We start from the raw sequence: 13,327 nt of genomic DNA on the forward strand, positions 1-13,327 counted from the left end.
TGATGAATAGAATGCGCAAAAAAAAACCCCGGGACAGCGGGGCGGCGGACAATAAAATCCAAAGGTTAAGTAAGCGTGGCAGGAGGCTACGGGTTAAGCGGGCAGCGATTTCAGCAGGGCGAAAGCCTCCTTCATCCGGTCTTCACTGACGACAAAAGCGCGCATCTGGCCCTCGTTATCCGCGCCTCGCGCGACCATGCCTTCCGGCTCGAGGGTGATTTGCCAGTTCAGATCCTTACGCTGGGTTTCACCGGCAAGATGCAGCGGTAATTCCGGCGTTTTGACTTTAACCAGCATGGCGGGTAATTTCAGCGGCGCGCTGCCGCCGAGCAGGTTTTTCGCCAGATACATCGCACTTAATTGAATCGGCTGTAAAAAGGGCAGCACCTGACCGTTAATTTCGGCGCAGTCCCCCAGCGCGTAAATATCGGGCTGCGTGGTTTGCAGGTAGCTATCTACCTTCACGCCGCGCTGTGTTTCCGCGCCGGCACGGTGAGCCAGCGCGGTTTCCGGACGCAGCCCCGTCGCGGCAACCACGACATCCACCTCAACGCTGCGGCCGCCGTCAAGCGATGCGCGAATGCCGCCTTCGGTTTTAGCGAGGCTCTGCAGCTGCGATTTGAGCAGCAGATGGACGCCCATGTCGGTCAAACGATGCTGCAGGCGGCTGCTTACCTCTGCGGGCATCAGCGCCGACAGAATGCTCGCCGCGTGGTCAACCAGGGTAACGGCCTTGCCTGCCCGGCAGAAATCCATCGCCAGCTCGGTGCCAATCAGGCCGCCGCCGACAATCATTACACGCTTTGCATCGCGCAACAGGGTTTCGCTGGCCTGATACTCCTGCTGGCTGTTGAGCGTTATCATCAGCTCGCGGCCTTCAACCGGCGGCACGAAAGCAGAGGCTCCCGTGGCCAGCACCAGCTTGTCGTACTGCCAGGTTTTCTCCTTCGCTTTCACCACGTGCGCGGCGGCGTCGATATCGGTGACCCAGGTGTACGGGAACAGACGCAGGTTAAACTGTTCCGCGAACTCCCCCGCCGTCTGGCGGGTGAGATCTTCGGCGCGCTGATTCTGGCTGATGACGTGGCTTAAATCAGGCTTGTTGTATTCGTCCATGCTGTCGGCGGCAATCACCGTCAGCGGCACGTTAGCATCCTGTTTGCGGATATTTTTCACCAGCTGGCGGGCGGCAAAGCCCGAGCCGATGATGACGATGCCGTTATTCATTTTGCCTCCGAACCCAGTTCATCAAAGACGTCTTTACCGAGGGAGCATTCCGGGCAGAGGAAGTTGTCCGGCACGTCACTCCACGGCGTGCCTGGCGCAACGTCCTGCAGCGGCTCGCCCAGCTCTGGGTCGTAGATCCACTGGCAGACGCTGCACTGCATGCGTGGGCCGAGATCGGCGGCGGCAGAACCACAGGCGGTCGCTTCAGGCGCTGGGGCTGCGGTAGGTGCGGCTTCCGGAAGCGGTGCAAGCGCCCACTGACGGGCAATATCGCGGCCGTGCTGGCGGCAGATCTCCAGGGCGTCGATATCCGGGCGCCACTTGGCCTTCAGGCTCATGGACATCTCAAAACCCGCATCCTGTAAGCGGGTGGAGAGACGGTCTACCGCGCCGCCGCTCCAGCCGTGAGAGCCAAAGGCGCTGGCGCGTTTATTACGGAAGCGCAGGCCGGTCATCTCTTCTACCAGACCGGCAATTTTCGGCATCATCACGTTGTTCATGGTGGAGGTACCCACCAGCACGCCTTTAGAGCGGAAAACGTTGGTGAGGATTTCGTTTTTATCGCTGCGCGCCACGTTGAAGATTTTCACCGCCACGTTCGGATCCACTTCGTTGATGCCCTGGGCAATAGCGTCCGCCATCATGCGGGTATTGTTGGACATGGTGTCGTAGAAAATCGTAATGCGGTCTTCCTGATAATCCGCCGCCCATTTCAGGTACAGCTCCACAATCTGGGTTGGGTTTTCACGCCACACCACGCCGTGGGAAGTGGCAATCATATCCACCGGCAGGTTAAAGCCGAGGATCTCGGTGATTTTAGGCGTCACCAGACGGCTGAACGGGGTCAGGATGTTGGCGTAGTAGCGCTGGCACTGTTCGAACAGTTCGGTCTGATCCACTTCGTCGTTGAACAGGCGCTCGTCGCAGTAGTGCTGGCCGAAGGCGTCGTTGCTGAACAGCACCGCATCGCCGGTCATGTAGGTCATCATGCTGTCCGGCCAGTGCAGCATCGGGGTTTCCACGAAGATCAGCTGTTTGCCGTTGCCGATATCCAGGGTGTCACCGGTTTTCACGGTGTGGAAATTCCACTCCGGATGGTGGTGGTGACCGTTGATCGAGTCGATGGCGTTGGTGGTGCAGTAGATTGGGGTGTTCGGAATGTAGGACATCAGCTCGGTCAGCGCGCCGGCGTGGTCCTCTTCCGCGTGGTTGATGATGATGTAGTCGATGGCGTCGAGATCGATTTCGCTGCGCAGGTTCTGCACGAACTCGCGGCTGAATTTGTGATCGACGGTATCGATCAGCACGTTTTTACCTTCCCGGATGAGATAGCTGTTGTAGCTGCTGCCGCGCAGCGTTTTGTACTCTGTCCCGTGGAAATCGCGTACTTCCCAGTCACGTTGACCAACCCAATGAATGTTATTTTTAACCAGAATAGACATAGCAACCTCAGCGTAATATCGCGTTTTTCAAATAAGATGGTTTGCTTATATCAAGTTGCGTGCCAACTTTTATTTTATTGATTTTACTGAATTATTGTTTTTATGACCCATAGTGGGTAGTCATTATGACTATTCATATTGCAGTCAATATGACAATATGTATTGTCAAAATGACAGCGAGGCAGACATGAGTTTTTCCGTAGACGTGCTGGCGAAGATCGCCATTGAACTGCAAACCGGTATCGGCCATCAGGACCGCTTTCAGCGGCTGATCTCCACGCTGCGCCACGTGTTGGCGTGCGATGCCTCAGCGCTGCTCCGCTACGAGGGGCGGCAGTTTATTCCGCTGGCTATCGACGGGCTGTCCAGGGACGTTCTCGGGCGGCGTTTTGCCCTTGATGGCCATCCGCGGCTGGAGACCATCGCCCGGGCCGGGGACGTGGTGCGGTTCCCGGCGGACAGCGATTTGCCCGACCCGTACGACGGGCTTATTCCGGGCCAGGAGAGCCTGAAGGTGCACGCCTGCATCGGCCTGCCGCTGTTTGCCGGGCAAAACCTGATTGGGGCACTGACGCTCGACGGCATGTCGCCGGACCAGTTCGACACCTTCAGCGACGAAGAGCTGCGCCTGATTGCCGCGCTGGCCGCCGGGGCGCTGAACAACGCCCTGCTGATTGAACAGCTGGAGAGCCAGAACATTCTTCCCGGCAGCCCGGCGGCGTTTGAGCAGGTGGCGCACACGGAGATGATTGGCCTTTCGCCGGGCATGGCGCAGCTCAAAAAGGAGATTGAGATTGTCGCCGCCTCCGATTTGAACGTGCTGATCTTCGGTGAAACCGGCACCGGTAAAGAGCTGGTGGCGAAGTCCATTCACGAAGCCTCGCCGCGCGCGGTGAACCCGCTGGTGTACCTCAACTGCGCCGCGTTGCCGGAAAGCGTGGCGGAAAGCGAGCTGTTTGGTCACGTCAAAGGGGCGTTTACCGGGGCCATCAGCAACCGTAGCGGCAAGTTTGAAATGGCCGATAACGGCACGCTGTTTCTGGATGAGATTGGTGAGCTTTCCCTGTCGTTACAGGCCAAGCTGCTGCGCGTGTTGCAGTACGGCGATATCCAGCGCGTGGGGGATGACCGCAGCCACAGAGTGGACGTGCGCGTGCTGGCGGCGACGAACCGCGACCTGCGTGAAGAGGTACTTGCCGGGAACTTCCGCGCTGACCTGTTCCACCGTCTGAGCGTGTTCCCGCTTACCGTGCCGCCGCTGCGCGAACGCGGGGACGACGTACTGCTGCTGGCGGGCTTTTTCTGCGAGCAGTGCCGTCTCAGGATGGGGCTTTCCCGCGTGGTTTTAAGCCCGGGGGCGAGAGCGCATCTGCTGAGCTACGGCTGGCCGGGCAACGTGCGCGAGCTGGAGCATGCGATTCACCGCGCGGTGGTGCTGGCGCGGGCGACGCGTTCGGGTGATGAGGTGGTGATCCACGCGCGCCACTTTGCGTTGCATGATGACGCCGTACAGACGGTGGCCCAGCGTGAGCCAGAGAGTGCAAATGAGAACCTGCGCGAGGCGACCGAAGCGTTCCAGCGCCAGATGATTACCCGCGCGCTGGAGCAGAACAACCGCAGCTGGGCGGCGTGCGCGCGGGCGCTGGAGATGGACGTCGCCAACCTGCACCGGCTGGCGAAACGTCTGGGGCTTAAATAATCCCGGCCTGGTAGAAATCCTGCAGGTTGATGGCGCCGCACAGCCTGCCGGCGTCATCCACCACCGGCGCGGCGGTGATTTTACGCTTCATCAGGCTCTCTTTGGCCTCAATGGCGCGGCTTTCGGCGTTCAGCGTCAGCCCGCCCTGGGTCATCGCTTCCGAAACCCGTGCTTCCAGCCTGCCGCCGCCCACCAGCCAGCGGCGCAGGTCGCCGTCGGTAAAGACGCCCTTCACGAAGCCGTCGCTGTCGCAAACCGCCACCAGGCCCAGGCCGGTGCGGCTGAGCTCCAGCATCGCGTCCATGACGCTGGTATCGAGTTTGACCTGCGGAATGGCATCGTCGGTGCGCATCAGGTGATGCACTTTATTGAGCAGCCGCGCGCCGAGGGCCCCCGCCGGGTGCGAACGGGCAAAATCTTCTTCATTAAAGCCGCGCGCCTGCATCACCGCCATGGCCAGCGCGTCGCCCATCATCAGGGTGTTAACGGTGCTGGAGGTCGGGGCGAGGTGCATCGGGCAGGCTTCGCGCTCGACGGAAATGTCCAGCGTTGCTTTGGCGGCCAGCGCCAGCGGCGAGCGGGATTTCCCGGTCATCGCCAGCAGGGCGACCGACTTTTCCTGCAGGCGCGGAATGATGAGATCCAGCTCTTTCGCCGAGCCGGAGTAGGAGATAAACAGCATCACGTCGCGGCTTTCAATCATCCCCAGATCGCCGTGCAGCGCTTCGGCCGGATGCACGAAGAAAGCAGGTGTCCCGGTGCTGGCCAGCGTCGCGGCGATCTTTTTGCCGATATGGCCGGATTTCCCGATCCCGGAGACAATTACCTTTCCTTCGCAGTGAATAATGGTGTTGGCCGCGCGAACAAACTCCTCGCCCAGGCGCTCCGGCAGGCGGCTGGCTTCCTGCAGCTCCAGCATCAGGGTCTGGCGGCCCGCGTTTAACAGAAAATCACTCATCTTTCTCTCCGGTTACGATCACGTCGATGCCTTTCTCTTCCAGCGCTTTTTTGAACGCCGGGTCGATACCCGCGTCGGTAATCAGCTTGTCGACGCTCTCCAGGCTACAGACAATATTGGGGCTTTTACGGCCAAACTTCGATGAGTCCGCCATCAGAATCACTTCCCGCGCGGCGTTGCACATCGCTTTGCTGACGCTGAACACCTCATTGAAGGTGGTGACGCCCGCGTTCAGGTCGATGCCGTCGGTGCCCATAAACAGTTTATCGAAGCTGAAGTGGTCGAAGGCGTTCTCCGCCAGCTGGCCGTGAAACGACGCGGATTTTTTACGGAAGGTGCCGCCGGGCATCAGGATGGTCTGTTCGCTGTCAAACTCCGACAGGGCGTTGACGATGTGCAGGCTGTTGGTCATCACCGTGATGTTATTAAAGCGGCTGAGCAGGGGGATCATCTGCAGGACGGTGCTGCCGGCGTCAAGGATAATGGAGTCGCCATCGTGGATAAATTTCACCGCCGCTTCGGCGATCAGCGCCTTCTGGTGGGTGTTGATCAGCGTTTTGTGATCGATTGGCGGGTCCGCTTCGTCCTTATTGAGCACCACGCCGCCGTAGGTTCGAATGACGGCGCCAGAGTTTTCGAGCAATACCAGATCCTTGCGTATTGTTGTGCCGGTGGTGTCAAAGTAGTGGGCCAGATCGTCTACCGAGCATTTTCCCTGCTTTTGCAGATGCTCAAGAATGGCCGCCTGCCGCTGACGAGGTTTCATAGGCGCTTCGTTCCTTAGGTTGCGAAATGATAATTTCGCAAGTCTATAGCTTTCACAACGAAATTATCCATGTTTCAGATTAAGCGCTAATGATAGTGCATTCTGACAGAGTGGATCATGGGGAAAGATCACATCAGGCCGCAATTCCTGCAATGAAATGCCGTTAATTGCCTGAATTTTCACCGGACGGGCGAAGACGGTCATGCCGCGCATGATGAGCGAATCGCAGACGTTATTATTTTCATCCAGCGCCACGGCGACGACGACCCGCGGTTTGAAGCGTCCGCCGGAACGCCCGACGCCCACGCGGCCTTTCTGACACAGGGCGTCAAACGCGCGGTTAAACTGGTGGATCTGCCAGCCGCCAAACGCCATCTGGCAGATCCAGGCGAGGGCGGCAACGGTGATGAGTGCGGTGACCATATCGGCTCCTTATTTTGTTCCCTCTCCCGGTGGGAGAGGGTTAGGGTGAGGGCATCAGCCCGCTCGATCAGAACATCACCTGCCCGCCGGTGACGTTGATCGACTGTCCGGTGCAGTACGAGGCTTTCGGGCTGGCGTAAAACAGCAGCATATTCAGCACGTCCTGATAGTCGCAGCCGCGCTTCAGCGGCACTTTATCGATGTAGTACTGCTCCACCTCTTCCGCTTTGATGCCAAGCTTGGTGGCGTACTGCGGCAGCAGGGACTGGAACATCGGCGATTTCAGCAGGTTGCCCAGCATCAGCGAGTGAACGGTAATCCCGTATTCGGCCAGATCCAGCGCCAGAGACTGCGTCAGCCCCACGCCGCCAAACTTCGCCGCGCTGTAGCCGGAGTTGTGCTTGCTGCCCACTTTCCCTGATTTTGAGTTGATCTGAATGATGCGTCCCTGAATGCCGTCGCGGATCATCAGACGGGAAAACTCGCGGGCGCAGAGGAAATAGCCCACCAGGTTCACCTGCAGCGAGCGGTCAAAATCCCCCAGCGCGAAATCGCTGATAAAGGCCGCTTTCGCAATCCCCGCGCTGTAGACCAGCAGATCGGTACGCCCAAAAATCTCGTCCACGCCGCGGGCCAGCGCCATCACGCTCTGCTCGCTGGTGGCGTCGGCACCAAAGCCGTACGCCATCCCTTCGCCAAACTCGGTGTTGATGGTGTCCGCCACGCGGGCGGCTTTTTCACTCTGAATGTCCACTACCGCCACGCGGTAACCTTCTGCGGCAAGCCCACGGCAGAGGAACTCGCCTAAGGTTTGTCCCCCACCAATGACAACGGCAACCTGACTCATGTGTATCTCCTTAATTACGCAACAAATTTTAACGTGCAGCCTGGGGTGACAGCCTGCGGAACCGGGCCCGCGACGTGAACCGTACCGGGATACTCCGCCTGCGGCTGGCCGTCGAAACGCAGGGTGATGTGGCCCAGCTCGCGCAGGTTTTGCTCGGCCACGTCGCCGACGGCGGTCACGGCATAGCGCGCCTCGCCCAGTTCAAGCTGGCTTCCTGCCTTCAGCTCACCGTTAAGCTCGCCGTGGCAGTGAATAAAACAAAACTCTTCGATATCCGCCGGGGCACCTTCCCGGAAGGTGATCAGCATCTGGTCGCTCAGCGCGTCGGCGGCGCTCTGGCCGATGCGGGTAATGGTGGTCTGGTAAATCACGGTCATGACAGGAACCTCTTATTGATAAATAAAGCCGGAGACAAACCAGGCAATCAGCACCGTCGGTGCGCCCGTCAGGAAACGGCTGACCAGGACGGACGGCACGCCCACGCGCACGGTGTCCTGCCGCGCTTCCGCCAGCGACAAACCAACCGGGATGAAGTCGCACGCCGCCTGCGCGTTAATGGCAAACAGGGCGGGCAGGGCGAGGTGCGGGGGAATGTTGCCCAGGCCAATCTGCACGCCAATCAGCACGCCGATGACCTGGGCAATCACCGCGCCCGGGCCGAGGAACGGCGACAGCAGCGGGAAGGAGCAGATCAGCGCCAGCGTCACCAGGCCGAGCGGGTGGCTGGCGAGCGGAGCGAGGCCGTGGGCAATCCAGTCGCCCAGGCCGGACGCCATGATGATGCCGATAAGCGCCGAGACGAACGCCATAAACGGCAGGATGGTTTTCAGCACCGTGTCGATGGTGTCGCGTCCGGACTGGAACAGCACCGCCACGGCGGAACCCATGCCCATCCCGACCTTCGCCAGCAGGCCGTCGCTCTGCTCGGTGATTTTCTTGCTGGTGTCGTACTCGCGCGGTGCCGCTTTTTGCGGCGCGGCAGTGCCATTCACCAGAGTGATGTTGTCCTCCTTCACGCCCGAGACATAAATGTCTTCAAGGATGTACTGCGCCAGCGGGCCTGATTTTCCGGTGGAGTGAATATTCACCGTCGGAATGCGGCGCTTCGGATAGATGCCGCAGCGCAGCGTGCCGCCGCAGTCGATGACCGCCACGCCGATTTCCGCTTCCGGCGGCTCGCCCTCTTTGAAGCCGTCGACCGCTTCCCAGCCGGTCAGCTCGCGCAGCTTATCGACGATCGCCGGGCGCGTGCCCGCGGTGATGTAGACGATCTTTTTGCCTTCGGTGGCGTCGAACTCCAGCGGGCCGCCCCAGCCGCCCGTGCCTTTCTCAATGCGGATCCGGTTCATGCTGTGGCTCCTGAAAGATGGACTTTTTGTTCAAGCTGGATGCCCATTTTTTTCTCGAAAATGGCGGTGGTGAGGTCCGTCACCCAGCCGCGGAAGAAGTTGGTCACCAGACCAACCAGCAGATAGCTCACCGCCAGCGGGCCGAGCGGCAGGCCAAGGGTGGTGAGGCCGCTGGCGATTCCGAGATAGACAAACAGCTCGCCGGGGTTGATGTGCGGGAACAGGCCGTTCATGGAATGGCAGCTGTAGGAGGCGGCGGCGTAATAGCTCGGCTTGTATTTTTCCGGCATGAAGCGACCGAGGCTTAAGGTCATCGGGTTGCAGAACACGAAGGTGCCGATGAAGGGTAAAACCAGGTAGCGGGACAGCGGGTTTCCGGCGCAGCGCTGGGCGAAGCGTTCAATGCGCTGCTGACCGATAAAGTTAATCAGCGCGTTCATGATCACCAGCAGGCTGATCAGCAGGGGCAGGATCCCGGTCACCATGCCGGTGAACACTTCTCCGCCTTTCTGAAACAGCCCGATGAACCACTCGGCGCCGTGGGTGATGGTTTCTATCATTCTTCTCTCCTGTGGGGCTTTTTTGTTTTTGTCTGACTGCGGTTAATAATAATCACTTTGAAAGGTTTTAAAGTGTTAATTAGATCTCACAATGAAAGAAAAATGGATTATTTTGAAAGTTAATTGATGGGGTGAATGGTTTTCGGTGGAAAAAAGGGCGGATTTGCGTTGGGGAGGTGCGTACCGCTTCCTTGAGGTGTTGCGGATGCTTTACCATACTGGGTTCTTATCGAACCCGTTAAATGGATGTCTCATGTTCAAGCGTCGTTATGCAGCGCTGTTGCCTGCGCTTATTCTGCTGTCTGCCTGTAGCAGCAAACCTAAGACCGAAGCCGTTCAGCAAACGGCGGGCGCGCCTTCCGGGGGATTCCTGCTGGAGCCGCAGCACAATATGATGCAGATGGGCGGCGACTTCGCGAATAACCCGGCGGCCGAGCAGTTCATCGATAAAATGGTGAGCAAACACGGCTTTGACAGACAGCAGCTGCACGAAATTTTGTCTCAGGCCAAGCGTCTGGACTACGTGCTGCGCCTGATGGACAGGCAGGCGCCGACGGCTCAGGTGCCGAGCGGGCCTAACGGAGCGTGGCTGCGCTATCGCAAACAGTTTATTACCCCGGACAACGTGCAAAACGGCGTGGCGTTCTGGAATCAGTATGAAGATGCGCTCAACCGCGCGTGGCAGGTGTACGGCGTACCGCCGGAAATCATCGTCGGGATTATCGGCGTGGAAACCCGCTGGGGCCGCGTGATGGGTAAAACCCGCATCCTCGACGCGCTGGCGACGCTCTCCTTTAACTACCCGCGCCGCGCGGAGTATTTCTCTTCCGAGCTGGAAACCTTCCTGCTGATGGCGCGCAACGAACAGGACGACCCGCTCGATCTTAAAGGGTCGTTTGCCGGCGCGATGGGCTACGGCCAGTTTATGCCGTCCTCCTATAAGCAGTATGCCGTCGACTTTAACGGGGATGGTCATATCAACCTGTGGGATCCGGTGGATGCCATCGGTAGCGTGGCGAACTACTTCAAAGCGCACGGCTGGACGCCGGGTGGTCAGGTTGCCGTTCAGGCAAACGGCGAGGCGTTTGGCCTGGAAAACGGCTTCAAAACCAAATACAGCGTTGCACAGCTGACGGCGGCGGGCTTAACGCCAACCCAGCCGCTGGGCAATGTTGACCAGGTGAGCCTGCTGCGCCTGGACGTGGGAACCGGCTATCAGTACTGGTATGGCATGCCGAACTTCTATGCGATTACCCGCTACAACCACAGCACCCACTACGCGATGGCGGTGTGGCAGCTGGGGCTGGCGGTATCGCAGGCCCGCGTGCCGGCAGCGTCGCCGTTTAGTCAGTAAGTCGTCTTATTCCTCCCTCTCCCTTTGGGAGAGGGCACCCCGCGCCCATCCAGGTTTTTTCAGAAACATTTCGCCACACTCCCTTTTCAAACGCGCCATTTACATCTCAATCGCCTTTCATTATTGTTATGTTATAACATTTAATGTGGTATCGAGATGTCAACATCCCTTTTTTCTCTCTCTGCTCTGGTTCGGCTTTTGCTGGCGCTGGTGCTTGTTGTTTTCATCGGGCTGGCCGTGCGCTGGGCGGTGGCATTGCCATGATTGTGATGAATGCGCTCACGGCGGGTTATGACCGCCAGCCCGTTACGCGCCCTCTTTCGGGTGTGATCGAACGGGGAAGCATGACCGCCATTATCGGCGCTAACGGCTGTGGGAAATCCACGCTGCTGAAAACGCTGGCGGGATTTATTCCTCCCGTGAGCGGCGGCTTTCGCTGGCAGGGAAAGCGCCCGGTGATTGGCTGGCTGGCGCAGCGTCACGCGCTGGAGGCGCAGTTTCCCCTGACCGTACAGGACGTCGTCAGCATGGGCTGCTGGCCGGGCATTTCGCTTTTTTCCGGGTTTCGCCGCGAAATGCGATTACGCATCAGGAGCGCGCTGGAGCGCGTCGGGCTGGAATCCATGGCGTTATCTACCATCGATGAACTCTCCGGCGGCCAGTTTCAGCGCATGCTGTTTGCCCGCGTACTGGTGCAGCAGGCGCCGCTGGTGATGCTCGATGAGCCCTTTACCGGCGTCGATGAAGCCACCTGCAACGTGTTAATGGATTTGATGCTGGAGATGTATATGCAGGGGCAAACGCTGCTCGCGGTACTGCACGACAGCGAGCGCGTGTCGCGCCACTTCCCGCAGACGTTACGGCTGGACGCCGACGTTCCCCAGTGGAAAACCGAGCGGGTGAGGGTGGCATGATCTGGCATCTCTTTTTCCAGCCGTTTATTGAGTACGGCTTTATGCGCCGCGCGCTGGTGGTTTGCCTGGCGCTTTCCGTCAGCACCACCGCGCTCGGCGTGTTTCTGCAGCTGCGTCGCATGAGTCTGATGGGTGACGCGCTTTCTCACGCCATTTTGCCGGGTGTCGCCGTGGGATACCTGCTCAGCGGCATGTCGCTGCTGGCAATGAGTATTGGCGGTTTTATCGCGGGAATTACCGTGGCGCTGATGGCCGGTCTGGTCAGTCGACGCACGCCTCTTAAGGAGGATGCCAGCTTTGCCGGGTTTTATCTTGGCTCACTGGCGCTGGGCGTTACGCTGGTGTCGCTTCGCGGGTCGAATGTCGATCTGCTGCATCTGCTGTTTGGATCCATCCTCGCCGTGGACAACGACGCCGCGCTGTTCGTCACGGGCGTTTGCATGTTCACCCTTATCACGCTGGCGGTTTTCTATCGCGGGCTGGTCACGGAAGCGTTTGATACCGCCTGGCTCCAGGTAAACGCCCGCTGGCTGCCTGGCCTGCTGCACGGACTGTTTCTGGCGCTGCTGGTTCTTAATCTGGTGGCCGGTTTTCAGGTCCTCGGCACGCTGATGGCCGTTGGGCTGATGATGCTGCCGGCTGTGGCGGCCCGCTGCTGGGTGCGCACGCTGCCGGGGTTGCTCCTGATGGCGGGCATCAGCGGTATTTTCTGCGCGTGGCTGGGGCTGAGCCTCTCCTGGGCACTGAGTTTACCTGCCGGGCCATCCATTGTGCTTACCGCCAGCGCGCTGTTCTTTATTTCCATTTTACTGGGTACGCGAAGCAGGCTCGCAGGCAGCCTGCGCGCGCTTTTTTAACGCAAGGGGAAACGATGAAACGTACAGGATTAGTCATGGCGCTCGCGCTGGGGATGATGTCACACGGCGTGATGGCCAAAACGCTGAATGTGGTCACCAGTTTTTCGATACTGGGGGATATCACGCAGGAGGTGGGCGGCGATCGCGTAAACGTGACGACGCTGGTGGGGCCGGACGGCGACCCGCATACCTTCGAGCCGTCACCGAAAGACAGCGCGGCGCTGAGCAAGGCTGATGTGGTGGTGGTGAACGGTCTGGGTCTGGAGGGCTGGCTCGACCGTCTGGTAAAGGCCTCCGGATTTAAAGGACAGCTAGTGGTGGCGTCGACCGGGGTGAAAACGCACACCCTTGAGGAAGAGGGCAAAACCGTGACCGATCCGCACGCGTGGAACAGCGCGGCGAACGGGGCGCTGTATGCGCAAAATATTCTGAACGGGCTGGTGAAAGCCGATCCGCAAGATAAAGCGGCGATCGAAGCTACCGGTAAGCCGTACATCGCGCAGCTGACGCAGCTGGATGGCTGGGCCAAAACGCGCTTTAGCCAGATCCCGCAGGCAAAGCGTAACGTGCTGACCAGCCATGACGCGTTCGGCTATTTCAGCCGCGCCTACGGCGTAAGGTTTATGGCGCCGCAGGGGCTGTCGTCTGAAAGCGAGGCCAGCGCGGCGCAGGTTGCTGAGATCATCAATCAGATTAAAGCCGACGGCGTGAAAACCTGGTTTATGGAGAATCAGCTCGATCCGCGGCTGGTGAAACAAATTGCGTCGGCGACGGGCGCGCAGCCAGGGGGCGAACTTTACCCGGAAGCGCTGTCGGCAAAAGGCGGAGTGGCAGACACCTACGTTAAGGCGTTTCGCCACAACGTGAATACCCTCGCTGACAGCATGAAATAGCATTCTTCCAGGCCGGTGCGTTCGCGCCGGCTTTTTTC

14 protein-coding genes are annotated in these 13,327 nt (G+C 59.3%); 5 read left to right on the forward strand and 9 right to left on the reverse strand.

Annotated features, from left to right (window positions below; genetic code table 11):
- Positions 1-93: 93 nt before the first annotated feature.
- On the reverse strand, positions 94-1,227 hold the full coding sequence (gene norW / locus ABR39_RS18195; protein WP_047348063.1) for an NADH:flavorubredoxin reductase NorW: 1,134 nt from the start codon (positions 1,225-1,227) through the stop codon (positions 94-96).
- Positions 1,224-2,669: an anaerobic nitric oxide reductase flavorubredoxin gene (gene norV, locus ABR39_RS18200; protein ID WP_047348064.1), complete on the reverse strand. Its 1,446-nt coding sequence runs from the start codon at positions 2,667-2,669 to the stop codon at positions 1,224-1,226. The genes norW and norV overlap by 4 nt, the downstream gene beginning before the upstream one ends.
- A 187-nt stretch (positions 2,670-2,856) precedes the next feature.
- Here norV and norR point away from each other — a divergent pair, with 187 nt between their 5' ends.
- Positions 2,857-4,368 (forward strand): nitric oxide reductase transcriptional regulator NorR, encoded by a 1,512-nt coding sequence (gene norR / locus ABR39_RS18205; protein WP_047348065.1) that lies wholly within the window; start codon positions 2,857-2,859, stop codon positions 4,366-4,368.
- Here norR and gutQ read toward each other — a convergent pair.
- The 7 genes from gutQ to srlA form a co-directional block, all read right to left on the reverse strand.
- Positions 4,361-5,326: an arabinose-5-phosphate isomerase GutQ gene (gene gutQ, locus ABR39_RS18210; protein WP_047348066.1), complete on the reverse strand. Its 966-nt coding sequence runs from the start codon at positions 5,324-5,326 to the stop codon at positions 4,361-4,363. The two genes, norR and gutQ, sit on opposite strands and share 8 nt — an antisense overlap.
- Positions 5,319-6,092 (reverse strand): glucitol operon DNA-binding transcriptional repressor SrlR, encoded by a 774-nt coding sequence (srlR, locus tag ABR39_RS18215; protein WP_028016820.1) that lies wholly within the window; start codon positions 6,090-6,092, stop codon positions 5,319-5,321. Before srlR ends, gutQ begins: the two co-directional genes overlap by 8 nt.
- 63 nt (positions 6,093-6,155) lie before the next feature.
- On the reverse strand, positions 6,156-6,515 hold the full coding sequence (gutM, locus tag ABR39_RS18220; protein WP_045286053.1) for a transcriptional regulator GutM: 360 nt from the start codon (positions 6,513-6,515) through the stop codon (positions 6,156-6,158).
- Positions 6,516-6,582: 67 nt separating this feature from the next.
- Positions 6,583-7,362, reverse strand: a complete 780-nt coding sequence (gene srlD, locus ABR39_RS18225) for a sorbitol-6-phosphate dehydrogenase (protein ID WP_047348067.1) — start codon at positions 7,360-7,362, stop codon at positions 6,583-6,585.
- 14 nt (positions 7,363-7,376) lie between these two features.
- Complete coding sequence (srlB, locus tag ABR39_RS18230; RefSeq protein ID WP_008499554.1) at positions 7,377-7,739, reverse strand: PTS glucitol/sorbitol transporter subunit IIA; 363 nt, start codon at positions 7,737-7,739, stop codon at positions 7,377-7,379.
- A 12-nt stretch (positions 7,740-7,751) separates the two neighbouring features.
- Positions 7,752-8,711 carry a PTS glucitol/sorbitol transporter subunit IIB gene (gene srlE, locus ABR39_RS18235; protein WP_047348068.1) on the reverse strand — a complete coding sequence of 320 codons (960 nt, stop codon included), beginning with the start codon at positions 8,709-8,711 and terminating at the stop codon, positions 7,752-7,754.
- Complete coding sequence (gene srlA / locus ABR39_RS18240) at positions 8,708-9,271, reverse strand: PTS glucitol/sorbitol transporter subunit IIC (RefSeq protein WP_023333189.1); 564 nt, start codon at positions 9,269-9,271, stop codon at positions 8,708-8,710. Before srlA ends, srlE begins: the two co-directional genes overlap by 4 nt.
- 253 nt (positions 9,272-9,524) lie before the next feature.
- Between srlA and mltB the strand changes: the two genes are divergently transcribed.
- From mltB to ABR39_RS18260, 4 genes are all read left to right on the forward strand, one after another.
- On the forward strand, positions 9,525-10,625 hold the full coding sequence (gene mltB, locus ABR39_RS18245) for a lytic murein transglycosylase B (RefSeq protein WP_205626274.1): 1,101 nt from the start codon (positions 9,525-9,527) through the stop codon (positions 10,623-10,625).
- 260 nt (positions 10,626-10,885) lie between these two features.
- Positions 10,886-11,539 (forward strand): metal ABC transporter ATP-binding protein, encoded by a 654-nt coding sequence (locus ABR39_RS18250; protein WP_047348070.1) that lies wholly within the window; start codon positions 10,886-10,888, stop codon positions 11,537-11,539.
- Positions 11,536-12,396 (forward strand): metal ABC transporter permease, encoded by an 861-nt coding sequence (locus ABR39_RS18255; protein ID WP_047348071.1) that lies wholly within the window; start codon positions 11,536-11,538, stop codon positions 12,394-12,396. Before ABR39_RS18250 ends, ABR39_RS18255 begins: the two co-directional genes overlap by 4 nt.
- A 14-nt stretch (positions 12,397-12,410) precedes the next feature.
- Positions 12,411-13,289: a metal ABC transporter substrate-binding protein gene (locus tag ABR39_RS18260; RefSeq protein WP_047348072.1), complete on the forward strand. Its 879-nt coding sequence runs from the start codon at positions 12,411-12,413 to the stop codon at positions 13,287-13,289.
- Positions 13,290-13,327 lie beyond the last annotated feature (38 nt).

It is taken from the genome of Enterobacter genomosp. O (genome assembly GCF_001022965.1).
Lineage (GTDB): Bacteria > Pseudomonadota > Gammaproteobacteria > Enterobacterales > Enterobacteriaceae > Enterobacter > Enterobacter cloacae_L.